Source organism: Daejeonella rubra (assembly GCF_900103545.1).
GTDB classification, from domain to species: Bacteria; Bacteroidota; Bacteroidia; order Sphingobacteriales; family Sphingobacteriaceae; genus Daejeonella; species Daejeonella rubra.
The window spans coordinates 1-25,954 of record NZ_FNHH01000009.1 but is presented as its reverse complement, the minus strand read 5'-3'; the positions used below and the strand labels follow the sequence as shown (position 1 = coordinate 25,954).

Annotated in this window: 19 protein-coding genes and 3 tRNA genes; 11 read left to right on the top strand and 11 right to left on the bottom strand. The window is 36.8% G+C overall.

From position 1 onward, the window contains the following. Nucleotides 1-181 precede the first annotated feature (181 nt). Nucleotides 182-646 (bottom strand): JAB domain-containing protein, encoded by a 465-nt coding sequence (locus BLR27_RS08270; RefSeq protein WP_090703556.1) that lies wholly within the window; start codon nucleotides 644-646, stop codon nucleotides 182-184. A gap of 720 nt (nucleotides 647-1,366) precedes the next feature. On the opposite strand from BLR27_RS08270, the gene BLR27_RS08265 reads away from it, so the two are divergent. Continuing rightward, nucleotides 1,367-3,235 carry a DEAD/DEAH box helicase family protein gene (locus BLR27_RS08265; RefSeq protein ID WP_090703552.1) on the top strand — a complete coding sequence of 623 codons (1,869 nt, stop codon included), beginning with the start codon at nucleotides 1,367-1,369 and terminating at the stop codon, nucleotides 3,233-3,235. A 65-nt stretch (nucleotides 3,236-3,300) separates the two neighbouring features. Here BLR27_RS08265 and BLR27_RS08260 read toward each other — a convergent pair whose 3' ends face one another. The 4 genes from BLR27_RS08260 to BLR27_RS08245 form a co-directional block, all read right to left on the bottom strand. After that, nucleotides 3,301-4,533 carry a site-specific integrase gene (locus tag BLR27_RS08260; protein ID WP_176767642.1) on the bottom strand — a complete coding sequence of 411 codons (1,233 nt, stop codon included), beginning with the start codon at nucleotides 4,531-4,533 and terminating at the stop codon, nucleotides 3,301-3,303. Between the two features lie 199 nt (nucleotides 4,534-4,732). Further along, a tRNA-Pro gene (locus tag BLR27_RS08255) sits at nucleotides 4,733-4,806 on the bottom strand. Between the two features lie 252 nt (nucleotides 4,807-5,058). Beyond that, on the bottom strand, nucleotides 5,059-5,721 hold the full coding sequence (locus tag BLR27_RS08250; RefSeq protein ID WP_143007717.1) for an OmpA family protein: 663 nt from the start codon (nucleotides 5,719-5,721) through the stop codon (nucleotides 5,059-5,061). 212 nt (nucleotides 5,722-5,933) lie between these two features. After that, nucleotides 5,934-6,128 (bottom strand): hypothetical protein, encoded by a 195-nt coding sequence (locus tag BLR27_RS08245; RefSeq protein ID WP_090703543.1) that lies wholly within the window; start codon nucleotides 6,126-6,128, stop codon nucleotides 5,934-5,936. A gap of 748 nt (nucleotides 6,129-6,876) precedes the next feature. Here BLR27_RS08245 and BLR27_RS08235 point away from each other — a divergent pair. Beyond that, nucleotides 6,877-7,515: a hypothetical protein gene (locus tag BLR27_RS08235; protein WP_090703537.1), complete on the top strand. Its 639-nt coding sequence runs from the start codon at nucleotides 6,877-6,879 to the stop codon at nucleotides 7,513-7,515. 15 nt (nucleotides 7,516-7,530) lie between these two features. On the opposite strand, the gene BLR27_RS18495 is transcribed toward BLR27_RS08235, so the two are convergent. Together BLR27_RS18495 and BLR27_RS08230 are read right to left on the bottom strand one after the other, a co-directional pair. Then, a complete protein-coding gene (locus BLR27_RS18495) occupies nucleotides 7,531-7,686 on the bottom strand; it encodes a hypothetical protein (protein ID WP_176767641.1) in 156 nt (51 codons plus the stop codon). Then, nucleotides 7,683-8,615, bottom strand: coding sequence for an IS1595 family transposase (locus BLR27_RS08230; RefSeq protein WP_090703533.1), 933 nt, complete (start codon nucleotides 8,613-8,615; stop codon nucleotides 7,683-7,685). The genes BLR27_RS18495 and BLR27_RS08230 overlap by 4 nt, the downstream gene beginning before the upstream one ends. A 74-nt stretch (nucleotides 8,616-8,689) precedes the next feature. Between BLR27_RS08230 and BLR27_RS08225 the strand changes: the two genes are divergently transcribed. Together BLR27_RS08225 and BLR27_RS08220 are read left to right on the top strand one after the other, a co-directional pair. Beyond that, on the top strand, nucleotides 8,690-9,118 hold the full coding sequence (locus tag BLR27_RS08225; RefSeq protein ID WP_143007716.1) for a hypothetical protein: 429 nt from the start codon (nucleotides 8,690-8,692) through the stop codon (nucleotides 9,116-9,118). Between the two features lie 1,313 nt (nucleotides 9,119-10,431). Next, entirely contained in the window at nucleotides 10,432-10,869 is a 438-nt protein-coding gene (locus BLR27_RS08220) for a phage tail protein (RefSeq protein ID WP_090703527.1), read from the top strand. A gap of 355 nt (nucleotides 10,870-11,224) precedes the next feature. Here BLR27_RS08220 and BLR27_RS08215 read toward each other — a convergent pair. Together BLR27_RS08215 and BLR27_RS08210 are read right to left on the bottom strand one after the other, a co-directional pair. Continuing rightward, nucleotides 11,225-11,314 (bottom strand) — tRNA-Ser (locus BLR27_RS08215). Between the two features lie 151 nt (nucleotides 11,315-11,465). Next, complete coding sequence (locus tag BLR27_RS08210; protein ID WP_407641181.1) at nucleotides 11,466-13,550, bottom strand: HD family phosphohydrolase; 2,085 nt, start codon at nucleotides 13,548-13,550, stop codon at nucleotides 11,466-11,468. A gap of 181 nt (nucleotides 13,551-13,731) precedes the next feature. Here BLR27_RS08210 and BLR27_RS08205 point away from each other — a divergent pair. Both BLR27_RS08205 and BLR27_RS18795 read left to right on the top strand, forming a co-directional pair. Then, nucleotides 13,732-13,805 (top strand) — tRNA-Arg (locus BLR27_RS08205). Further along, on the top strand, nucleotides 13,797-13,928 hold the full coding sequence (locus tag BLR27_RS18795) for a hypothetical protein (RefSeq protein ID WP_262485653.1): 132 nt from the start codon (nucleotides 13,797-13,799) through the stop codon (nucleotides 13,926-13,928). The genes BLR27_RS08205 and BLR27_RS18795 overlap by 9 nt, the downstream gene beginning before the upstream one ends. 379 nt (nucleotides 13,929-14,307) lie before the next feature. On the opposite strand, the gene BLR27_RS08200 is transcribed toward BLR27_RS18795, so the two are convergent. Then, entirely contained in the window at nucleotides 14,308-14,763 is a 456-nt protein-coding gene (locus tag BLR27_RS08200) for a hypothetical protein (protein WP_090703523.1), read from the bottom strand. 291 nt (nucleotides 14,764-15,054) lie between these two features. Between BLR27_RS08200 and BLR27_RS08195 the strand changes: the two genes are divergently transcribed. Beyond that, a complete protein-coding gene (locus BLR27_RS08195; RefSeq protein ID WP_176767640.1) occupies nucleotides 15,055-16,629 on the top strand; it encodes a M81 family metallopeptidase in 1,575 nt (524 codons plus the stop codon). 378 nt (nucleotides 16,630-17,007) lie between these two features. On the opposite strand, the gene BLR27_RS08190 is transcribed toward BLR27_RS08195, so the two are convergent. After that, entirely contained in the window at nucleotides 17,008-18,141 is a 1,134-nt protein-coding gene (locus BLR27_RS08190) for a bile acid:sodium symporter family protein (protein WP_090703515.1), read from the bottom strand. A gap of 381 nt (nucleotides 18,142-18,522) precedes the next feature. Here BLR27_RS08190 and BLR27_RS08185 point away from each other — a divergent pair, with 381 nt between their 5' ends. From BLR27_RS08185 to BLR27_RS08170, 4 genes are read left to right on the top strand one after another with little or no spacing between them, the layout of a single operon-like run. Then, nucleotides 18,523-21,747 carry a DUF1553 domain-containing protein gene (locus BLR27_RS08185; protein ID WP_090703512.1) on the top strand — a complete coding sequence of 1,075 codons (3,225 nt, stop codon included), beginning with the start codon at nucleotides 18,523-18,525 and terminating at the stop codon, nucleotides 21,745-21,747. A 3-nt stretch (nucleotides 21,748-21,750) separates the two neighbouring features. Continuing rightward, nucleotides 21,751-23,268 (top strand): DUF1501 domain-containing protein, encoded by a 1,518-nt coding sequence (locus BLR27_RS08180; protein ID WP_090703508.1) that lies wholly within the window; start codon nucleotides 21,751-21,753, stop codon nucleotides 23,266-23,268. Between the two features lie 50 nt (nucleotides 23,269-23,318). Then, nucleotides 23,319-24,428 carry a twin-arginine translocation signal domain-containing protein gene (locus BLR27_RS08175; protein WP_090703505.1) on the top strand — a complete coding sequence of 370 codons (1,110 nt, stop codon included), beginning with the start codon at nucleotides 23,319-23,321 and terminating at the stop codon, nucleotides 24,426-24,428. Beyond that, nucleotides 24,429-25,754 carry a DUF2231 domain-containing protein gene (locus BLR27_RS08170; RefSeq protein ID WP_090703502.1) on the top strand — a complete coding sequence of 442 codons (1,326 nt, stop codon included), beginning with the start codon at nucleotides 24,429-24,431 and terminating at the stop codon, nucleotides 25,752-25,754. Nucleotides 25,755-25,954 lie beyond the last annotated feature (200 nt).

Sequence of the window (25,954 nt, the reverse complement as noted above, 5' to 3'; positions counted from 1 at the left end):
AAGTGCTAATTGAAAGGCATGAGTATGGTGTTTGTTCTGGTGCGAGCAAATGACTTGGGGAGTGTTTTAGATTTAATAAAATCTATTTGTTTAGGGATGTATCACAAGAAGAAGTATACATCTCTTTTATAAGAAAAACCTAAAACTTGAATCTGTCTCTAAATCTTAGGATGACTGACCATTAAATTATTCCTTCATCGGCAAAACTGTAATATCCTTCGGTTGAAAGAATGATATGGTCGAGTACTGCTATATCTAATATCAGGCCACCATCTTTAAGCTTTCTTGTTAATGATATATCTGCTTCACTAGGAGTTAAATTTCCACTTGGGTGATTATGTGCTAAAATTATTGAAGTAGCACATGATTTAAGTGCTGCTGCGAATATTACTCTTGGGTCTGCGACTGTTCCACAAATACCACCTGTTGATATATCGTAACATCCTATTACTTTATGTGCTCTATTTAGAAGTAATATCTTGAACTCTTCAATAAATCCAATGATTTCTGTGTTCCAAATGCTTATTAAGAGATTGTAGCTGTCCAAAGAATTGGTGATTTTAGGGCGTTGGGACGGCTTGAAGGTTTGTTTATAAACAAGTTGTAATTCACATACCTTAAATGTGTTGTCTAGATTTTTTTTCATAATTCATGAGTTTGAAGAAGTGGTTAATGCGAGACGTCTGCGAGTTGAGCCAAAAGTCCCTGCAAAGGAAATCCGAAGGATTGATGCAGGGTATGTCAAAGACACGAGGACGATATAGGATGTGTGATGGAGTCCGAGCTTTTGGTGACAATCAGGCGAGCATATAAAGACGAAAAGCGAGTGTATTTACAGCGAAGGTTGTGTAAAGGGTAAATACAGAGGAAGCTTTTATGGAGTAATGACTTTGCTAAAGCAATCACCCATGACAGATACGAAGCGTCGCATGTGATGGTGAATCTGGCTTTGGTGTTGCTGAGCATTGGAAATTGCGAAATTCCATGTAATCTGGTGTGTGAAAGGCCAACTACCGGAATTGCTTATGGTTCATATTGCACGAGACAGAACCTTTGAAGAGCATAAAAGTAAGCAATAAGGTAATTAAGAAGTGTTGAATTAATATTATTGGTCAATAAGGCATGCATCATTGACTTTTGCTTTGATTCCAGCGCGTAAACGACATTTTTCACTTGCAAATCTGCTTTTTGATTGATAAATTAGTACTTCCAATAGTTAAAAACAGAAGCGCTTCACTGATCTAGGTGATTTTTTAACTAAATGTTACCGAAAATAATCCTGAATCCATTTTTCCATAAGAAATAGAGTCGAAAGAATTTTTTTTTGGTAACAAAATCAATATTTTTTTCATTTAAAATTTATGTTATGAACAAAATCGTTAAAAATGTCTCCTCTATGGAGCAGATTATTGTAAATGCAAGTACAGGTATCAAGTATTTAAGCGAGGTAATAAACGAATTACCTCCTAACACGATGTTTAATAAAGGCAAAACAGGATGTGGTGGTACGGAACTTGAATTAAAAGCGAAAAGACATTCAATTATTATAGTTCCATATATAGGTCTTATTAATTGTAAGTGTGAAAATAAGGACTTTCATCTGATGGGTGTATATTCAGGTATACAAGACAAAGATATTATAGCCTATTTGAACAATACGGAAATTAAGTACAAAAAAATCATGGTTACTTATAACTCAATTGATAGGGTAGTTCGATGCATTAACAAATACTCTGACTTTCAAATTGGCGGTGTTCCTGCAAATGCAGAACGTGATTTTTTTTTGCTTATTGATGAATATCACCTGCTTTTCAACCAATATGATTTCAGGAACGATTCAATTACAAATCTCTTAAAGGTCTTTCCAAGATTCGATAAAGTAACGTTTATGACTGCCACTCCAATTGAACAAGAATTCATGTTAGAGGAATTAAAGCATTTTCCTATAACAAAAGTAGTGTGGGAAGATGTTCCTGAACTGAATGTTAGACTAGTTGAGACCAAGAGTGCGATTAATACTGCTGTTCGTATCATTAAACAACGAATTGATAATAAGTCATTTGGAAACATCCATCTTTTTGTGAATTCAGTTATAACCATTGCGAAAATTATTAGAGCTTGTGGGCTTCATCCCGATATCGTCAAAATTATATGCGCTGATAAACCAGAAAACCAGCAAAAGCTTGGGTCAGTTCATAAAATCTCAAAAGATTTGAAGACTCCCAAACTTATAAATTTCTATACTGCAACTGCTTTTGAAGGTGTGGATATATTTGATAAGGAGGGAAAAACCTTTATTCTATCTGATGGTAAACTTGCTCATACTCTTATAGATATATCGACATTATTTATTCAAATCTGTGGTAGAATTAGAGATAGTGAGTATAACAATGAAATAACTCATATCTATTCAAAAAGTCACAGATATAACGGGCGCGATATGACCTATGAGCAATATATAAACTTCACTGAAGAGCAAATGAATGAGGAATTAGAGTATGTGGATTGGCTAAATAATGAGATGGATTCCACAAAGGGTAATGGAAAACATAAACAAAGAACGATTAAAAAAGTTCTTTCAGTTAATTTAGGTAATGATTATCTTAAAGTGGATGAGAACAGAAAAGTATATTTTGATATCAATAGAGTTAAGGTAGACCGAATGAACTTTAAGATTAATAATTGCTACCGTAATTCTGGTAATCTGGTAAAGTTTTATAAAGATTTTGGTTTTGACATAAAAGATCAACTAGTCTCTGATGTTCTAAAATCTAAACCCCATTCAAGGACAACATTTAAGCGGCTTTTTGAAGAATATGTGTTATTAAAGCATAATATCAATCAACCAATTGGAAACGGGGAGGAAAGAATACTATTTATAGAACTTGAAAGACCACTTGTTAAAAAAGCTTTTGATACGCTAGGTGTTGCTGAAGTCCGTAGGATGAAATATAGTGTTAGTAACATAACCAAGAAATTAGCAATACGGGGAGATGATAGTGAAAACGTAAGGGTGAAGAAAGTTTTAGCAGGGAAATTAGCCTTTAATACTACTTACAAAGTAAGTAAGGTTGTAGCGATTCTACAAAATGCATATGATATTTTGGGTTTGAAAAGAAAAGCAAAATCTACCAACTTGGGAACGTGGTACGTAATCGAACACAACAGCAGACGATTTGAGTCAGAGGTTAACCGAACCATTACTATATTAGGTGAAAAATACGTTTTAGATTAGGCACTGATGAAACCAACTTACTGTTTTACGATTAGTCAGTAAGTTGGTTTTCTAACTATTTTCTATTATTCGTCCAATAACTTCTTTTCCAATGAACTCATCAAGTTATTCATATCTACACTGATTTTAGCTTCTATCACCTTAGCATAAATTTGAGTAGTTCGAATATTTGTATGGCCAAGCATTTTGCTTACAGTTTCAATTGGAACTCCATTACTTAACGCCACAGTAGTCGCAAATGTATGCCTTGCAACATGAGTGCTTAGGGGTATGTTTATAGCAGCCAATTGACCAATAACTTTAAGATGCTTGTTCATCTTTTGATTTGATAGCACAGGAATAATCGGCTGACCCTCTAACGTAACCCTATTAGAAACAAATTGGTTAATGATAACTGCTGCTTGGGGCAGTAAGGGAATTGTTGATTTGGTTTTTGTTTTCGTCCTTTCTATAAATATCCAAGGTTTGTTATCAACTCCATTTGAGATGTCCTTATTAGTTAATTTCTTGATATCCGAATAGGCAAGCCCCGTATAGCATTGGATGAGAAATACTTTCCTTACCGTATTAGTTGTGGAATTGATAATATCTAGGTTATTGATTTTCATCAGGTCTTTCCAATCCAAAATCTTACGTGAATATGGATGAAGTCTTAATTGCATGTTCTCTAATGGCTTAAATGCTATAATCCCTAATTTAAAAGCGTAAAGTGTAATCTTTTTAAGTCTTTGGATATGTTTAATCGCACCATTATTATTGCATATATCCCTAGAGACAAGATAATTATAGTAGCTGTTTGCGAAACTATAGGTCAGTTCTTCTATATGTAAATCATTTTTTGAATAACATTTTTGGATAAAGTTCTCAATCAATTTCAGCGTTGTCTTATAATTTTTATAAGACCCAGTGCTGTATCTTACTCCGATAAGAGATTCAAATTCTTTATTATGTTGTCGTATAAGGGATAAAATAGAATGGGATTCTTCTTTATCTCCGGATAATTCCCTCCTTAGGTTCTCAATGGTAATCCTCTTCTTTTTAATTAACAGTTCAGCATATGCATTGTATACTGTTGTAGTTATTACTTCTAAATGTTTGTTCAGGGAATTAAGATTATTATTCAATGGAAATGCTCTTCCTTTAATCTTATCCCAATGAGCTTCAGGAACCTTTCTTTTTGTACTAAGGAAAGTTCTTTGTCCATCTATTGTAACTCTTGTATAAATTGGCACTAGGCCTTTAGCATCTACTTTTTCTCGTTTGATGTTAAATGATACGTGAAAGGACTCTGTACTCATAGCATTATGATTAAAAGGCATGAATAGGAGAGTATATTACTGAAATAGGTATCCTGATAGGTATCCTCAGAGAAGGTGTAAAATTGAAAGTGCTCTAGTAGAATCTCTTCTCTTCTATAAGGAATACCATGTAGAGTATTCAGAAGAAAGGTTTTGAGTAGAAACAAGAAAAGCCAATCACTGCTGATTGGCTTCTTTGTCGGGGTGGCAGGATTCGAACCTACGACCTCCTGGTCCCAAACCAGGCGCGATACCGGGCTACGCTACACCCCGAACTTTTAACAATGATTGCGAATGCGTTTCAGTTGTTAAGGGACTGCAAAGATAGACTTTTCATGATTTGTGACAAATATATTTGAAAATAAATTGAAGATATTTTTACGATCATGATTGAAATTAGTTTAAAGTGCTGACCAGTAGGGTAAAGTATGATAAATGATTAACGAAAGATTGTTAAAGCAGCTTATTCAAAAAAAAATGCTTTCCCTGATTATCAGGAAAAGCATTCAAAATCTATATTTTTAATTAATTGACCTGTCCAAGATTAACACCATTGAATAGGATGTTAAATTCTGTTCTTCTATTTATTTGCTGTAAGGCAAGTGAACAATTTGGATCACTATTACAAGGGTTGGACATATCTGGTCTGCCATGCTTTTCGATCACCAAACGATTGGCTGAAATTCCTTTAGAAATAAGATAAGTTCTTGCAGCTTGTGCTCTGTTGAATGCTAACTTATCATTGTATTTAGCCATACGGCTATCTGAAAAAGCTGAAACAGCAACACTAACACCAGGATTTTCATTTAATAATGTAACAAGGCTGTTCAGTGCAGGTAAAGCATCAGGACGGATACTTGCGTCATCAAGATCAAAATATATATCAGATGTTTTAAATGAACTCTTTAGTGAACTAAGATTATCAAATACAAACTGCTCAGATGCCATATACATAGCTTTTGTGCTCATTTTGACTTTTTCTGATTCGAAATTGACATATTCAGAACTTCCTTGTCCCTTTATGGAAAGCAGGTTTGATGAATTTTCAGATGCTGAATTAATGGCCATATAGCTTGATGACCTATTTGCGCCTAAAGACATTTTTGTATTCTGAGCACTGGTAGTAGTGTTTAAAAAAGAAATGCCTGAAAAGGTGAATACTGCGATAATAAATAATTTGTTTTTCATTACACGTTTTCCTCTCAATTAAGTAGATAGTATTAGTACGTTAACTATTTGCAATAGTTACACTAAATATGTAAGCAGATTTATATTTTGGTATTATAACTACAATAGTTTAAACAGAATTTAATGAAGGCACTTATATACAAAGTTAACCCACTAGTTTTAATATTCTGCAAAGTAGCCGTAATGCCAAATTAATGGTAAAAAACGTTGTTTTAGTCGTCTACGAGCCTATTAATATTTAATTGACCCGTTTCTTTGAACTCAACGGATGCCGGAGCCTTGATTACAGCCATTTCTTCCAATGACTCAGCAATTGCATACAGTAAGTCTTTGGCTTCTGCTAAGGGAATACCTTCAAGCACCCTTGCGACTTCGACCTGTTTTAATTTGAAAGTAGTGGTATCCACTATGGATGCTTCACTCCTGTCTAACCGAAAATTACTCGTTGATTATTGTGGTTTTAAAAGTTTGTTTTTGTAATTTTAAAATGTTCCGATAAGCCTAAAACCTAAAAGCCTATTCAAAGAAATAATTAATTAAATATCATAGAAGCGTTAGCTTTTATTCTTGCACTCAGAATCTTGGAAAATTCGCACTACAGCAAGGAGTATCAGTTACCGTTCACGCCAAAGCGTGGGCTGTACTTTGCTCTGCTGTTTTAGGTCTTCCAAGAACCTTGAGTGCGGGTAATGCTACATTCCCACGCTTCTTTACTTTAAAGACCTGACAGGGAGTGTAAGGCTTAAATTAAAATGAAATATTTATTACTGTGTTTGATGGTATTAATGTCGATTACCGCTAAGTCTCAAGCCCATTTAATCGGAATGACCTACCCAGAGTTAAGAGCCGAATTGAAGACCAATAATGATCTGACATTTATGGGTAACAAAACAACAGAGGGTATCACGATGGTGCATTATAAAAACATCCTCACCAACGACGATAACTCATTTTTATTTGAAAATGGAATTTGCAGGATGTATTCCAGAGTCTCCAATAAAGAAAATCTAATTCAGTTCATTCAGAGACTCAACGAAACTTCGACAAAGGTCAACGAAAACACTTGGATTGACCCTAAAAACATATACAGAATTGAATTGCGGTACATAAAGGATAACCCATATTACGCAGTAGACTACACGAAAATATAAATAGATGAAGTTACCCAAATCCACTCACTTTGAAATTGTGGGTCTCTTAGCCCATCGGGGTGTCAACAGGGCACATGACCTCAGTGCGTATTTCAGGCTATGGTTACGCAGCCCGGATAATATGTTTGACGTAGTTCATTTGAACAAACAAGAAAATGTAAATCATCTAATGAGAATATTAGAGGAGTTGGGGCATATCCAAGACTACAGGAATAATTTCGAATTCCCGAACGAGGGTTACACCGACGATGAATATGTAAAAAAACTAAATGTTTCTGCATCGTTAACCCACGCTGGATTTGAGTACTATAACCAACAGCTTCTTATAAGATCGAACCTTTTGGTAAACGAAGGTTCTCAAAAAAACTTTATAGCTCAAAAACGTATGGGTCTTGCGACCTTGTTGGTTGCATTTCTTACGATTTCGGTTTCAGCGATAAGTATTTATTCTACGGAATCCAAAATGGACGAATTAGAAAAAAATATGTACAAACAACAAAAGCTAATAGACAGGCTAATAGCAGACCGGACACCAAAGCAAAATCCAGTAACATACCCTGTGGGGAAGTCCCGTATTTATCAGCCATCCGGCGTAGATAGTTTACAAACCACATATTCTGAGAAATTAAAAAGCCCCAAATAAGGGGCTTCGATGTTATTAAATCTTAGGGGACTTCTTTTTGAGCAGTTTATCAATAGCATCATCAAAAGCCCTGTCACCGCTTTGCTCCTTTTTAGGAGGTAACGGCTTATCCGCTCGTTTTTTTATTAATGAGCTTTGACCCGGTGGTGCTTTAGATTGTTTTTTACTCATGCTACGTTTTTAATGAGGTCTTTGTATTTCAGCCTACATTGCACATTGTCAATAATCTTTTCCATTTGTTGCTGAATATTCAAATCTCGGTAATTATAACGAAAACTTGATTCCTGAACATATTTGTTTAAATGTTTTCTGCTGACTTTGATGTGTGTGCCTCCCAAATGCCTTTTAAAATGGCTCCAGAAGTTCTCAATCCCGTTGGAGTGTATTTCCCCGTCTGCATAGAATCCTTTGCCGTGGTCAACGCTATACAGCTTAAAATAGGGTTCTAAGCATCGATAACCATTAAACCCATCTCCCATTAGCAATGTGCCTGTTTTGATCTGTGGCAATATCTCCTTTTTAAGGGTTACCATTAATACGTTGGGTATAACCATGGCTTTAACCTTGCCGTCACGCTGTAGCATTCCAAGAACCGGAGTTTTATCAGCCCATCCACGACCTGGATTGTACTTAATGCGCTTATCCTTGTGTTTAAACCTTGCCTTACCTCCTACAAATGTTTCATCTATCTCGACAATACCTTCTAATTGTTCTTCTGGCTCATTACCAAGTGTTTCCCTTAGTCGGTGCAACATAAACCAAGCTGTCTTCTGTGTTACGCCCAAATCTTTAGCTAACTGTACTGAACTTATGCCTCGTTTGTGCATGATCATGAAGATTGCTATAAACCAGTCCATCAGGCGTATTTTAGAGGCTTCAAACACGGTTCCGGTCTTGGCATTGTAGATTTTCTTACAACACTTGCATTTGTAGCGTATACCGTCTTTAAAGACATAAGCCTGATCTCCTGCACATCCTTCAAATGGACATTCCATATAACCTCCCCAACGTCTGGAGGCTAAATATTGGTGACATGATTCTTCGGTAGGGAAACGGTGTATTAAATCTCGTATCGTTCTAAATTCTTTGGTGTTCAGCATAAAAATAAAAAGGTATCTTATTAGGTAAATAGTTGTTTTTCAGATAAATGAAGTATATTAATAAAAAGTTATTTATGAATATCTATTTGAACTTCGCTATTGTAATAATTTACATAGCGGTATTTGTATGGCAGTTTAGTCTGATTAATACCCTTAAGTCAAAATTAGAAACCCTAGAGAGGTTTCAAAATATATTTGACATTAAAAAGATCGAAGAATACGTTGCATTAATGGATTCCAAGTTGGAAGCCGAAAAAGAGGTCATTAAGCTCTCAAAGATTGATAATGAAATCAAAGCACGTGTAGATTATCACATGGCAACGATACCGCAGGAACTTAAAGATAAATATCATGAATTATTTGCCTACCTCATGTTAAAGGTTGAGGAATGTCCCCAAGAGAGTCGTCCTCTTTTTCTGGAACTGTTCCCGTTGAATTCGGATGATCTGGTAAAGGCTGTCCACCTGTTTCAACAACAAACTGGCGCAAAGAAAGGTAGTTAGCATTCGTATCTATTCCCAGTTCCAGTATAAAATGGAACTTCTCGTCAAACTCTTTTGCATTCATAATCCGTTTCGTTATTTGTAACTCATCAGTACGGGCACTCACCCGTATACGGCTACTTTTACCGAGAGGCTCTTTCAACTCTTACGGACTCTTACGCTTTTCGGTGTCTGATCTATCACCTTACTTTACGGCAGTTTTCGGGATTGATACCCACTAGGTCTGCACCTATCTAGTTTTTGACTAAGACACAGCTAGCGCCATGTTTCGACCATTCAGGTCTCATCAGTTAGTCTTAAATAATTGGGAGATTTAACAGAAACGCAATTATCTAAAAAACGCCTTTAATTGGGTCAAGTTCGTATATAAGTGCCTTAATGAACTATTTGAAATTCTACTATATTTTAAATTATAAACCTTCATTAATCAAAAACTCAAACTAATTAATATTGCTATTAATTGCATGGATTTTCAACAAAACATAAAAATGAAAGCCTGTAATAAGCTTATTAATAGATATATATGAATGTTTTTTTGGGACTGGGTATTGAAAATTGGAATTCATAATAGATTGATGCAGATTCTAAACTCTTTAGTATTTTTCCTCAGGTTACTCGCAGGGAATATGTTGAAACGCATGTTGGTTTTAACAATTAAAATACCTTATTAACTGCTCTGATTTTTTAGCCTTTCTTTCCTGAAAATTTAATTTTTTTAATGATTATTCGTGCCTTAAAAGTATTTAAACGACTTTTGTCAAATTAATGTCAGATTTATAAAATCAATTTGTAAATAGTATACTTGTATTTAATTTTAATTAAATTAATTAACCAATTGATTAGTGGAAGTTTAGTTTTTTTTCAAATGAACTTCTTAAATCTCAATTCCTTTTTTCAAATAATTTTATTCAAGAGTTTTAATTTTACAATTATTAAAAGCAATTAAAACATTGATTATTTCGTCTCTAAATTTTGAAATTATGTTATTTAGCTTGTGCTATTAAAGATTTTAAATTAGAGAATATGAATTCTTCAGAACATACAATGATTTTATTATTTGATATTTAATTAAACATTATTGTTTTATTTTTTAGCAAAACAATAGTTTAAGCCATATTTTTTGATTCAGTAGGAACATTCAACGAAGCAATTTCTTTTATAGTTGAATTCAGAGTTACAATACTACATGTTCATTGTCGGTACTATTTTTTTTTATTGCTTAATAAAATAATATTAAGAGAAAAAAATATAATTCCTGTTGCTGGCACTATAATGGTGGGGGGTATAAAGGTTTTAATTATTAGCTTCTAAAAATGAGATTTCGTAAAAATACTGGATTGTATTTCAGGCTAACTGTAGAGGGCTTTACTGATGAGCATAATGGAGATTTTGCTGAAGTTAGTGGGTTAAATGTTCGGATGAAACAAGAAGAACCACATTCGACTATGAATGAGCTTTTTAAGCAGTTTGTTCCTTCTCCACCAAAACATGCAAACATTACCCTTAAAAAAGGCATCTTAAGGGGTTTGCTGCTTATTGAATGGTTGCAACCTCGTTATGAATCACTTGTTTTTACCAGCAAAAACCTAAGTCTTCTGCTTATTGATGAAGTTGGGACCATTTATTCAAGCTGGAAATTAGTCAATGCATATCCAATATCAATTAAACTTGCATTTTCTGAAAAACAGGACGATTTATTAATTATTGAGACACTGGAACTGAGCTATAATTCTTTTACTAAAACAAGCTGATTCCTGGCTTCCTGAATTTCAATTTCATTACTCTTTATATGTAAAGATCTTGAACTTGTTAATGAATGTCACCATTAAATTGCTGGGAGGCTTAGTGATTAGCATATTGAATTTCGTACCTCGGAATAATCTCCATTAAAAAAATACCCATTCTGAATAAGGTCAAATCATCTATTACATTGGCAGAGAGGGGTGTTGTTGATTAGAACACTAATGGATAGGCTTTATCCCAAATGCTTTCTATTCCTATAGAGTATAAATTACATTTTTTGTTTTTCGGCTACCCAGTATCGGCGCGGAGGTCGCCTTAAAACAAAAAATGCTATCCCAGTTCTGCTGGGATAGCATTTTATTTTGGCGGAGAGAGAGGGATTCGAACCCTCGGTACCGTTGCCAGTACGACAGTTTAGCAAACTGTTCCTTTCGGCCACTCAGGCATCTCTCCTTAAAAATAAAAACCCTCTTTCGAGGACTGCAAATATAGCAAATCAGTCTGCCTGGCAAAAAATATTTTTAAATGAATCCATTATTTATTTTTTGCAGTGAATAAAGGCCTGATTATCTGTCACATCGAATCCAAACAGCAGGTAAATACGCTAATGTTTATCAATATCATAATCGATTCGAACATGATAAATACCCATAAGCATCGTTTTAAAAATGAGTTTTATGGTCTCAATATCCTTCAGAGTAATATTGCTATTGGTTAGTTGGTCCTGATCAAGCTTATAATCAATGATACGTTCAACCAGATCACTTATACTTATTGCATCTGGCTCTTTTAAGCTTCTTGAGGCTGCTTCAACAGAATCTGCAAGCATTAATACTGCAGTTTCTTTTGAAAATGGAATAGGACCGGGGTAACGGAAAATATTCTCATCAACAAATTTTTCTGGGAAGTTCTTCAAAAAGGACTGATAAAAATAATCTACCCTTGTGTTGCCATGGTGTGTTCGGATGAAGTCGATCAGCATTTCCGGGATGTTGTTCTTCCGTGCAATTTCTACACCCTTATGTACATGCTGAATGATGATCTGGGCACTTTGTTCATAAGATATGGTATCATGAGGATTACTTCCTCTGTTCTGATTCTCAATAAAATACTGAGGATTAACAGTCTTTCCAATATCATGATATAAGGCTCCAGCCCGCACAAGCAAGGTATTTCCTCCGATCTTAAAGATTGCTGCCTCTGCAAGATTAGCTACCTGAAGTGAGTGCTGAAAGGTTCCGGGGGCTTTAAATGCCAGATCACGCAATAATTTAGAGTTGGTGTTGGTAAGCTCCATCAGTGTAACATCAGAAGTTATACCAAACATTCTTTCGAAGGCATAAATTAATGGATAGGCAAGCAGGGATAATAATACACTGAAAATAAAAGGTACGAAATTCAGCCATTCTATATCAGTGACAGAGCCATCCCTGATCAGAGAAATTCCTAAAAAGGCAATAAAATAATTAAGTAATATCAGGAGTGCTGAAATAAGAAATTGCTCCCTTTTTATCAGGTTCTTTATGCTGTAGATAGCCACCATACCAGCTGATATCTGCAAAAAAGCGAATTCAAAGCTGTTTGGCACAAAAAATCCGGCAATCAAAACAACCAACAGGTGTATATTAAGAGCTAAACGTGTATCAAACAAGATCCTGATGATGATAGGAACAATACAGAATGGAATATAATAAACGCTGGGTATTTTAATACGTATTGCCCAGGATAAACCAACCAGCATTCCTGTAATTACCAATAGAATAAGTGCTAATTGCCTGTTATCAGCATAAATATCCTTTCTGAAAAGAAATAGAAAGATCATCAATAGAGTAATGATCAATCCGGCCAGTAAAAATTGACCGAATAATATCAGATTACGATTTCCAATAACCTTGGCATCCTCTTCATAAGCAGCTCTTAAGGATTCAAGCTTCTGATAAATAACGGAATTAACCATGGTACCTTTAGCGATAATAAGTTCACCTTTTTGCACCATTCCTCTGGTTAGAGATAAGCTGTTCAGGGCATTTTCTTCCAGCTTATCCGTCAATTGTTCATCATAAACATAATTTGCCTTTAAATGATTGGAAACCAACTTTATTAGCCAATCCTGGTTTTCAATTTTTTTATTATTCTTTATTGTTTCCTTGATAAATGAGATGGCATCAGACATATTGAATGCATCTGCAGTGTTTACTTGCGTTGATACATTATTGAAAACCAGACTGAAATTATAATTTGGACCGCTGCGCTGATACTTTTTAACTGGGTTCATTAGTCCCCGTGCATAAATATTTTTCAGAAGTGCATTTCCATCCGTAAAATATATCCCCTTGTTATTTTCAGGGATCCCGGAACTTTTCCACTTGGTTTCAAATTCTGAATTGAAAGCGTCCATAGCATTTTCTACAATCTGAACATCATTCTGGTAAATAGGAAGTACAGATTTTAAGATATCATCCCTGTCTTTTTCTATTTCTTCATTGGTCTTCCGGATAGAAAAACTATGAGGAGAATACAGATCCTTTTGCATCCAGGTTTTACCTTTTTCGTATTCAAATCTGAATCGGGCTTGTTTTGGCAGGAAGAGGGTAACGAAGAATACACACAATGCCATCATAACAAATTTCAGATTCGAACTGTATTTGCGGTAGAGTACCAGGTGTAATTGCTTTTTGAGTTTTGCCAAAGTCTTGTTCTTTGTGTCAAAAATAGTAATTTCTATGAGATACCTGAGCAACATAAGCCAGTCTTGCCAGACTGACTTACAGGCAGATGCGTATTAAAGATTGAATTTTGTTCATTTATATTTATAAAATGTACTCTTTAGTTTGAGTTTTTGTGATGTTTTTATACTTTTGTCGCAGAATGCGCCCATAGCTCAGCTGGATAGAGCAACGGTTTTCTAAACCGTAGGTCTTAGGTTCGAATCCTAATGGGCGTACACATCAAAAAGGCTTCCTGGATCACCAAGAAGCCTTTTTCTTTGGAATATGGTCTGATATTCCTTGATATACTCGTAGAGCACATCTCCTATATCTGGCGCGGAAATGGCGCGTATGGTTAATGATTAATTAGCAAATCACTCTAAAATCAGTCTGCATTAAGGTCTAAATTGTACCGCTTGCTGATTTATTTGCTACAAAAATGGTGTAAATGCTCATTAAATCTGCTGGAATAAGGGAACAGTATCGCGCATTTCTTAAATATTTACTTCCCCTAATACTCAAAGGTAATCCGAGTTACAGCAATTGAGCCATTATCCCTTCAAACCTCAGTCTTAGAGTTTTTCACTCAATTTATAACTGCTGGGCAGAACATATTGATTTGTGTAGTTATATTTAACAAGTAGATTTATTAAAAGAAGGTGTTTAGGATGAAAGACCTAAGTCTAATTCATTCAGCTCGTTAATAAGAATTTGCATCTTCCAATTAATGTATTCGTATTAGAAGGTATATTTAATCCCAATGCCAAATCTGGCAGGCTCGATCGCTCCATCCAATAGAAACATAGTTGGCCTCCAATCAAAATTAAATGCAAGAGGAGCTTCTTTAATCTTGTATTCTAATCCAGCTGTTGGCTTAAGCAAAACTGTCGATCCGTAATTGTACAACTCGATCCCGGCTCCACCACCCACAATAAAGTTTAAGGTGGGAGCTCCTATTACCGGGAAATGGTGCTGATAGAATGCCTGGATTAGAGTTGAATTCCCTCCAAATAATACATCACCCTGAATGGCCGAATTCTTGGTAAAAAAGTACTTTGCTGATGGTCCGACCATGGTGCTACCGGTACCAAAGTCGATTCCCAACCCCAGTGATGTTTTGTAGTCCTGAGCATTTACATTATTGCTCAGCGAAAAAAAAGTTGTCAGAATAACTAGCTTACAAAGTGATTTCATGTTCTTTTTTAGTTTGAAAGATAGGTTTGCTGGATGAATATACGAAAATGCTGAAGACAGTTCGTTTAGAAAATTGTCTGGTGATGTTTATGTAAATATGAGTTTTACTGTGAAATATCTGTAAAAAATACCAAATGCTGAAAATTTAAAACCAATTAAAGTGGTTGATGAGGGCAGGCGCAATATAGCCTGAAAGCTCTGTGTAAATTCCTTACACAATCCCATCTCATTTTTTCAAAATTCAAATTTTATTGTAGTTTTATGTTATCAGATAATTTTATTTATAAACCTATGATCAACAATTTATTAAGAACTATTTTCATATTAATTATTGTGTCATTTCCGGCAATTTCTCAGGTAAAACCAATCATTGGTGTTGCCGGCATTGCACATGAATCTAATAGCTTCAACATTAAAAAAACGGAGCTCGAAGATTTTAATGTAAAAATTGGAGAAAGTCAGCAGGAGAGGGCAAAGCGTTTTTTTGCAGGATCAACAGCTAAAACAACAAGCGCCGGGTATATCGAAGGTGCAAAACAGTTTGGGCTTGAACTTTATCCAAGCCTGATAACATCTGCTACGCCCAGAGGGCCGGTTACTGATAAAGCTTTTAACGCGATGATGAATGAGATCATGACTGGTCTAAAAGCCGGTCCAAAGCTTCAGGGCATCTTATTAAATCTGCATGGAGCTATGGTTGTTGAAAGTTATCCCAGTGGTGATGAAGAAATGGTTAGAAGAGTCAGAGCTGCTTTTGGTCCGGCAATGCCTATTGTTGTGACCCATGATTTCCATGCGAATATCACACCCAAAATGATTGAATTGTCAACTGTGCTGATCACCTTCAAGGAAAATCCACATTTAGATACGTATGATCGCGGAATGCAGGCCGCCGATATTATGGCAAAAATAGTAAGCGGGAAAGTAAAACCGGTTCAAAGCTTTGTCAAGCCTCCAATGGTATATAATATTGCCTTCCAAAATACTTATTCAAACCCTTTATTGCCGATAACTTCCGAAAGTAAAAATGTGGAAAAAATACCCGGCGTTTTGGCTGTTAGTGTTTCGGGTGGATATCAGTATGCTGATGTTCCATGGATGGGCCCTTCGGTGGTGGTAGTTACAGATAATAACAAGGCTTTAGGAGATAAGGAAGCTAACAGATTATCTCAAATGCTTTGGGATACACGTGAAAGTACCAGAATAAATAACCCTAAACCTGCAGAGGCTGTGAAAATGGCTATGGAGCATGAAGGGCGACCGGTAGTTTTGATTGACATGGGAGATAATATCGGAGGTGGATCAACCGGTGACAGCTCATTTATGCTTGAAGAATTGATCAAACAAAACGCAAAAGGTTGGGCAATGGTCATTTACGATCCTGAAGCTTACAAAATAGCTGAAAAGGCAGGCGTAGGAAAAGCTTTTGATTTTACAGTGGGTGGCAAGATGGATAATATGCATGGAAAGCCTGTTCCTATCAAAGGTGAAGTACGCTCCTTAAATGTTGGCAGATATCTGGAAACGGAAATCCGCCATGGGGGAGGTCGCTACTGGGACATGGGTAATACAGCTGTAGTTCAGCTTGATGGATCAACACTTGATGAACCAAATCTTCTCTTAATAACCACTAAACCTGCCAGCCCTAACAGCGCACATATTTTCATTTCTAACGGAGTTTATGTAGAACGCCAGAAGATACTGGTCGTTAAAGGTGCAATTGCTCCACGCGCCGCATATGAGCCTTTTGCCTCTAAATTAATCTCAGTAGACAGTCCGGGGGCAACAGCTATTAATCCAGCCTGGTTTAAATATTACAATATCCGAAATAACCTGTTTGGAATAGAGCGATCAGAAAAGAAATAAATAGGGAATAAATATAAAATAAGTGCTAAAAATTGATAAGAACCACCCCCTTTAATTCCCCCGCGAGCGGTGGACAATGGCTGGCCAGGTAATTTGCTTTAAACTAAAAATCCCAATATTGAATACATTTTTTTTATCCGTCACACTATCAATCGCTGGTGAGGAGAGCGAACTGCTTTTTGCGCTGGAAGGGTTAGTTTTTGAATATTATTGGGAGATTTAAGCAAGTTTTTCAGGAGTAATAATAAAACGATATTTATACTTCATTGAACTTCAAATCAGGAAATTTGAAACCAAAACCAGTTTTTGAACAAAAAGGCAATATTGTACTTATTCTTTGCTCCTTGTTCCTTTTCCCTTGTTGAACTCTGATCTTTTTTATGCCGATGCCGAATCAAATTTTTCTGCTTCTATTACTTCCTCGGCACTCATATCATCCACAGGATTCTTCCTCCACCAGTTTGCCAGGAAGGAACCTGAGATATCCATCCAGGTACCGAAAATTGCAGGATAAAGTCCCATGGTTGCTGCTCTACCCAGTTCAAAGGCAATACCAGCCGCCATTCCTCCATTCTGAAGGCCAACTTCTATAGCAATAGTACGACTATCCCGTTTATTCAATTTAAATAATCTTCCTCCCCAATAACCCAGTAAATAACCTGCTGCATTATGAATGGCTGCGGCCAGGAATAAAAGCAAACCAATATTTAACAGGCTATCTCTGCCTGCCGCAACTATAACCGCTATGATAATAACATTAGCAGTCATTGCGACTAAAGGCATTGCTGAATTTAACCAGCTGCTGCGTCTCCCAAATATTCTGTTAAATACTATTCCTAATATCAATGGAAGGAATATCATTTTACTTATACTTAGCATCATACCGGCAATATCAATCGGAATGAATTGTCCTGCAAGTTTTTGCATCAAAACAGGGGTAATAAATGGTGCCAGAAGTGTTGCAAATGAGGTTAAGGTAATAGATAAAGCCAGATTTCCTTTAGACAGGAAATTTAAAATATTGGAAGAAACCCCACAGGGTACACATCCGATCAGAATTACTCCTGCTGCAATTTCAGGAGGAAAATTCATAATCAAAGTCAGACTTAATGCCAGTAAAGGCATGATCGAAAACTGCAAAAACAGGCCGATAAAAACCCCTTTTGGCATTTTTAAAACACCAATAAAGTCCTTTAAGCCCATGGCAGTTCCCATTCCGAACATGATGAGCTGAATCAGAGGAACGATCAGTACCTCTGTTTTAAATCCGCCAACATCGGTTATGTACTGCGGAAAGATCATACTGATAGTTGCCGCAGCGATCACCCATAAGGTAAAGGAGAATCCTTTTAAAAATTCAGATCCGTTTATTCCTGCCAGAAGAAAAATAAAGAAAATGAAGGTCATTGCCTTTGCTTCCATTTCATAACCGAGTTGAACTAATACTGTAACCCCTAAAAGAGTAATTAAGGAAAGCCAAAGTAATGCCTGTAGTAGTTTTTGTATTTTCATATATTTTTTGAAATGATCTGATAATCAATTTTCTGTCTGTTATTTAATTCAATACTATTCCAATAATTAAAATTATAAACTTTTTTGATAGTTTGATTTTCAGCAGAGTATAAATTATTTTATTTTTTTTATCTCATAATAGGGCTTCTTTGTGCTTAGAATTCAAGGATAAAAACTAAAGAGACAGGCAGCATTTAGATTTATCTTAAAATTAAGAAACAAGGAAAAGATTAGTTAGATTTAAATTTAGAAGAGGGTGAATCAGAGGGAATGACATTTGCTTCTTAATTAATTGTAGACCTAAACCCGACTGATCTATAAAATGGTTTTCCGATTAAATAAAAGGCAAATAAATAATACAAAAAGGATCAATATCAATCAATGAATCGTTTAGTTCGGGCACTTACCTTTTTTGCAATTCTGATTGGGATTTTTCATGTGGCATCCTGCTCTCCCGACTTACCTAATGATGTTGCTGAAGCTTATGCTGATCTTCCGGATAAAATGGATTACAATCTTCATGTAAAGCCTATATTATCAGATAAATGTTTTTCTTGTCATGGTCCGGATATGGCTAAACAACAAGCCGGACTTCGTCTTGACCTTCAATCTTTTGCTTTTGCAGATCTTCCAGAGAGTCCCGGAAAAGTTGCAATTGATCCGGGTGACTTAAATGGAAGTGAATTATTTCACCGCATTTTGTCGGATGATCCTGAATATAAAATGCCCTCTAAAAAATCCAACCTTAACCTTTCAGCTACTGAAAAAGCCATTTTAATAAAATGGATCAGGGAAGGAGCAGAATATAAAACTCATTGGGCATTTGTAAAGCCTGAAAAAGCTGAAGTTCCCACAGTAAAATTGGATAGCTGGGTCATCAATCCGATCGATAATTTTATCGTCCGGAAATTAGAAATCGAAAACCTGCAGCCATCGAGCCAGGCAAAAAAAGAACTTTTGCTGAGAAGGCTTTCTCTGGATCTAACAGGTCTGCCACCAACTCTTGCTGAAATTGCTGCCTTTGTGAATGACAGATCGCCGGAAGCCTATGAAAAGCAGGTTGACCGTTTACTCAAATCACCGCATTACGGAGAAAAAATGGCTGTAAATTGGCTTGACCTTGCTCGTTTTGCAGACTCCCATGGCTATACTGTCGATCGGCTTATTGATATGTCACCCTATCGCGATTGGGTTATCCAGGCCTATAATAAGAATATGCCTTATGATCAGTTTGTAAAATGGCAATTAGCGGGCGACCTGATGCCGAATGCTAATAAAGAAATGAAGATAGCCACTGCATTTAACAGACTCCATCAGCAAAATCTTGAGGGTGGTATAATTGAAGAAGAATTTCAGGCGGAATATGTAATTGATCGGGTTAATACCACTGGAATTGCTGTTATGGGCCTTCCTATAGGTTGTGCCAGATGTCATGACCATAAATATGATCCAATTTCACAAAAGAATTATTATGAAATGTTCAGCTTTTTCAATCGGGTAAAAGAAGCGGGACAAATTTCATGGGATGATGCCACACCTTCTCCAACAATCTTACTTCCTTCAAAGGAGCAGGAAAGGATCATTAAATACATAGATAATAATATTTCAAAACAGGAAAACAAATTAATTATAACAAAAAATGGTTCAGAAGCCGGGTTTCGAAATTGGATAAAGAGCAATGACTTTAAAAAATTGGAAAGAGAGCTTATTCCTTTAAACGGTCTGCAGGCGCACTATACCTTTTCAAATGGTTCATTAAAAAATTCAGTTCATGGACCTAAAAATACTGCATTAAAAAGCTCATCTACAGATAAACCGGTATTTGAAAAGCGGGATAATGGAAATGCACTGGTTTTAAATGGAGACCAGTGGTTTGACCTGAATCAGGTAGGTGTTTTCAGAAAATCAGAACCCTTCAGCATTAATATCAGTGTTTTTATCCCAAAGGAATTTAAAGAGGGTGTGATTTTTCACAAATGTGTTGCAGAACGTTTATATAATTTCCGTGGATACCATTTGTATCTGAAGGACAATAAGTTAACCGTGAACATGTCACATGCAGCACCTTCCAATGCAATTTCCAGAATTACACAGCAGACCGTACCTCGTAATCAATGGGTTCAGCTTACTATGACCTATGATGGTTCTTCCAAGGCAAAAGGTTTGAAATTGTTTCAAAATGGCACAGAACTGAGGCTGGAAACTACCATGGATCAGCTAAGCAAAGATATTCTGATGAATTCAAAGGAGCAGCCGGGCCTTCAGATTGGTGCATGGGATCGTGGACTTGGGTTCAAAGGGGGTAAGGTTGATGACATTATGGTCTACAATAGAGAATTAACAGATCTTGAAATAAAAATACTTGCCGGACGGGCAGCATGGAGTTCCATTGTTAAAAAAACAAGCGCACGGTTTTCGGATACAGAATTAAGTCTCTTGAAAACATACTACTCCTCTGTGATTGATCCTGAAGTTCAATTTGTAAATAAGAGGCTAACAGAAATCAGGACAGAACTGGCTGATTCTACTGAAAAGATTCGGGAGCTAATGGTTATGCAGGATTCGCCACAGCCTAAAAAGACATATCTTCTAAAAAGAGGCAATTATGATAGTTTTGGTGAAGAGGTTTTTCCGAATACCCCTGAATCCATCCTTCCATTCCCTGGAAATTTACCAAAAAACCGTTTAGGATTAGCCCAGTGGCTTACTGATGAAGATCACCCACTCACCGCAAGGGTATCTGTTAACAGGTATTGGCAGAATTTTTTCGGAACTGGTCTTGTTAAAACTTCCGAAGATTTTGGTAATCAGGGCGAATTGCCTAGCCATCCTGAATTATTGGATTGGTTAGCAGTTACTTACAGGGAATCTGGATGGGATAATAAAAAATTGTGTAAGCTAATTGTTATGTCGGCAACTTACAGACAAGATTCCAGGGCTATTGCCTCCGCGAAAATGAAAGATCCTGAGAACAGATTTTTATCTCATGGTCCGGCACAGCGCATGTCTGCAGAAATGATCCGCGATAATGCTTTAATGGCGAGTGGTTTATTGAATAAAAAGATTGGCGGTAAAAGCGTGAAGCCTTATCAGCCTGATGGATTATGGGAAATTAATAATACAAGCTATAAAGCTGATTCTGGTGACGCTGTTTACAGGCGAAGTCTGTATGTACTGGTTAAACGATCGGTTCCTAATCCTACACTCAATACTTTTGATGCCACAACCCGTAGTTATTGTGTGGTCCGCCGACAAAGCACAAATACTCCGCTTCAATCGCTTGTTTTGCTTAATGATCCCACATTTGTGGAAGCCTCAAAAGTAATGGGACAGGAAATTACATCCTCCAAAGACACATCTAAGGCTATTTCTGATATTTACAGTAAATTAACAGGTATAAGGCCTGGAAAGGCAGAACTTGATCTTCTTAAAGCATTGCAATCCAAAGAATTACAAAGATTCAGGGCAGACATAAAAAAGACTAAAGGTTGGTTAAGTGCAGGACAATTTAAAGTAAATAAGTCACTTGAACCTGCTATGGTAGCTGCTAATTCTGTGGTGGCCAGTGTTATTTTAAATTCAGATGCGACACTTACAAAAAGATAAATTATGAGTGATCATCATAAAGAACCCTTCAAATTGCATTCACCTGAGTTTGATCAGTTGAATAAAGGTTGGGACAGGCGCAATTTTTTAACCAAAACTTCTTTAGGAATTGGCGCATTAGCCCTAAGCTCATTAATTGGGAAATCAGTTCTGGGTACCCTGGCAAATAAAATGGCTTCAGAAAGCCCTTCAGCTTCCCTTGAACAGGAAATTCTTCGCGCATTACCTCATTTTGCTCCGAAGGCAAAGAGAGTAGTTTATCTGTTTATGAGTGGGGGACCTTCTCAATTTGAAACGTTTGATTATAAACCAAAATTGGTTGATATGTTCGGGCAGGAATTACCTGCTTCTGTTCGTCAAGGACAAAGATTAACAGGAATGAGTGGCAGTCAAAGTACTTTACCAATTGTTCCTTCAGCATTTAAGTTTAATCAGCATGGTGATTCCCGGACATGGATAAGCGAGCTATTACCCCATACTGCAGAGGTGGTGGATGATCTTTGTATCATTAAATCCATTCATTCTGAAGCGATCAATCATGATCCTGCACTAACATTCTTTCAAACAGGCAACCAATTACCCGGTAGGGCTTCCATTGGATCCTGGCTGAGTTATGGACTGGGTTCTGACAATCAAAACCTTCCGACATTTATTGTACTTGTTTCAAAAAATGCAGCGAAAGATCAACCCTTGTATGCAAGATTATGGGGTAACGGTTTTCTGCCTTCAGAACATCAGGGAGTGCAGTTCAGAGCAGGTAAGGACCCTGTTCTCTTTCTTGACGATCCGGATGGATATGAGGGAAAAGACCGGAAAGAAATGCTCGATTATCTTTCCAGATTAAATCGTCTTCAAAATGATGCCTATGGTGATCCTGAAGTTGAAGCGCGTATTGCTCAATATGAAATGGCATACCGTATGCAGACCTCCATTCCTGAGGTGATGTCTACAGCTGATGAAACTGATGAAGTTTTTGATATGTACGGTCCCGATAGCCGTGATCCGGGCACCTATGCAGCCAATTGCATTCTGGCCAGAAAATTACTGGAAAAGGATGTCAAATTTGTACAACTATATCATCAGGGATGGGACCATCACGGAGATCTTCCCGGAAATATGATTAAGCAATGTAAAGATACGGATCAGCCAACAGCAGCCTTTATCAAAGATCTCAAAAGAAGAGGATTATTGGAAGATACCCTTGTTATTTGGGGTGGAGAATTCGGTCGCACGGTTTATTCTCAGGGAAAACTATCCGCAGATAACTATGGTCGTGATCATCATCCCCGTTGCTTTACTATGTGGATGGCGGGTGCCGGAGTTAAACCAGGGATCAGTTATGGTGAAACCGACGACTTCAGTTATAATATTGTGAAGGATCCTGTACATGTGCACGACTTTCATGCAACTCTGATGCATATCATGGGTGTAGATCATGAAAGGCTCACCTATAAGTTTCAGGGGAGGCGCTTTCGTTTAACTGATGTAGAAGGCAAGGTGGTGAAAGCGATTTTAAGTTAAACTTTATTATTTTCATTAAAAAGATCAAACCTCATAACATTCAATAGAAAATGATTTCAAGAAGAAATTTCCTCAAAAATTCAACCATGGCCACAGCACTTACAATGGCTGGAACAAGTGCAGGCTTTTCAAAAGAATCTGCAGGTCTGTCAGCCGATGATTCCTTAATTGGACATGGAGAATTCAAATATAAGGTCGATAAGGCCTGGGCTAAAATTAGTGTCAATAGCAATCCGCTTTTCAACTGTCATGAAATGGTTCAGGATAGTAAAGGCAGATTGATCATGCTGGGTGATCATACACACAATAATATCTTAATATTCGACAAATCAGGAAAACTCCTGGATAACTGGGGGACAGCATGGCCTGGTGGACATGGTTTGTCGATCAGTAAGGAAGGTGGAGAAGATTTTTTACTGATCGTGGATTGCGGATGGTATCAAAATAAATCAGGAAACTGGAATCCTCAGGCAGGACAGGTTATAAAAACGGATATAAATGGAAGGATAATTTTTGCTATCGGTCATCCAAAAACGATCGGTATCTATAAAGATGATGAAAAGTTTATGCCAACCGAAACAGCCATTGGCCCTAATGGAGATATTTATGTCGCAGATGGATATGGATCCGATTATATTATCCAATACAACAGCAGAGGCCAGTATATAAGGCATTTTGGCGGACGAAATAATACAAATCCTGATCTTAATCTTCGATGTGCCCATGGTGTTGCCATTGATTACAGGAACAAAAACAATCCAACCTTGATCTGTACATCCAGAGAAGAAAACTGCTTCAAAGTATTTACTCTTGATGGCAAATTTCTGCATCGCATTGATATGCCCGGGATGCATGTTTGCAGACCTGTTATGGATGGAGATAATCTGTATGCCGGAGTTTGCTGGTCGAATGATGCAGCCGGGAAAATGATCGGAGGCAATAGTGGATTTGTAACCATTTTAGATGCATCTAACAAGGTAATTTCAAATCCCGGAGGAAATGCGCCGGTTTACAAAAACAATGTATTGCAAGCCACCCTGCAAGCGCCTGGTCAGATGTTCCAGCATTGTCATGATGTTTGTATTGATGAAGATAAAAACATTTATGTCTGTCAGTGGAATGCCAATAATACTTCCCCGATCAAATTAACAAGAGTATAAATGGTGCTATTAGATATAGCTGCTTTTTCGGGACAACTTCATCCGCTGATCGTTCATTTACCGATCGGATTTCTGATACTGGCTCTCCTGTTTGAGCTGTTATCGTATTTTAAGAAATATGAATTCCTGAAATCTTCTGTATCGATTACGTTATTATTGGGCTTTGTGGCCGCGGTATTGGCCTGTATCTTTGGTTATATTTTATCATTAAGTGGCGATTACGACTATCGGGAACTAAATAATCATAAAATATCAGGGATTGCACTTGCTTTGGGTACAGGTTTATTATTTCTATTAGTCAGTGATCCTGTTAAAAAGTTATTTGAGATCAAACGGTCTGTTTTTTCTGTCCTTTGCATTTTTATAGTCGCTTTAGTAAGTTATACCGGGCATCAGGGCGGCAGATTAACTCATGGATCAGAATATCTCTCTTTAAAAGTACTTTTAGAAACGCCCCGGGAGAAACCAGTGAGTGTCGGGCAAGCAATGATCTTTGAAGATGTAGTTCATCCAATTCTTATTCAACGTTGTTCTCAATGTCATAGAGATGGTAAAAGGAAGGGTGAGTTTTCTGTTCAAACCTTAGAAGATTTGTTAAAGGGTGGCAAAACCGGACCAGCAATTGAGGCGGGAGCTCTGAATAAAAGCGAATTGTTTGCCCGCATTATGCTTGATCCCACAAATGAAAAGTTCATGCCTAGTGACGGTAAAACACCTTTAACGAAAACAGAAATTGAGATCATTCAATGGTGGATAGAGAAGGGGAAAGCTGTGGATGGAAAAAGAATGTCGGAGTTGCAAAATACCCAGGTAATTAATGCAAAAGTAGCTTCCTATTTAAAATTGGGTAATTTCTCGGGTAGTGATGAGTTGGCAGGTGAGACAAATGATGCTGTTAATCAGGATATACCCGCGTTTGTGAAGATGGCTTTGATTGATACACTTCGTTCTAAGGGGTTGAATATTAGAGTAATGCAGCATAAGCCGCTCATGCTTGATGTTACTTTATCGGAAGGGAAGGGCGATCTTATCAATTCAATGAAGACTAATTTGAAATCCATCGCAAAAAATATTATTTGGCTTAATCTATCTAACAATGAATTGACAGACCAGGATCTTGATTTTTTAGCTCTGATGAGCAATCTTGAAAAACTTCGATTAGAAAAAAATCCAATTACAGATAAGATCATTCCCAAAGTTCTTAGCTTAAAATACCTGGAATCAATCAATCTGAATGAAACTAAACTGACTAGTGCTGGAATAGAAAGATTGAAACAAAATTCTTCTGTGAAAAGAGTATACCAATGGAATTTGGTTTCAAAGTAGGCTCTGGCGTATGCGTATCGCGTGTGCTTCTCTTACAATATCATAGCTTTTAAGCCAGTTTTTGCTTGGTTTGAGGATTTTCTTACCTATGGAAGGGCAGGAATCTGGGATCATGACGAAAAGTTGGGGGGATAGAAAATTCAGGCATAGATTTTAGATAGCCGGAATAGAAAAAATGTGGTATCTCTAACGCCTCTTGA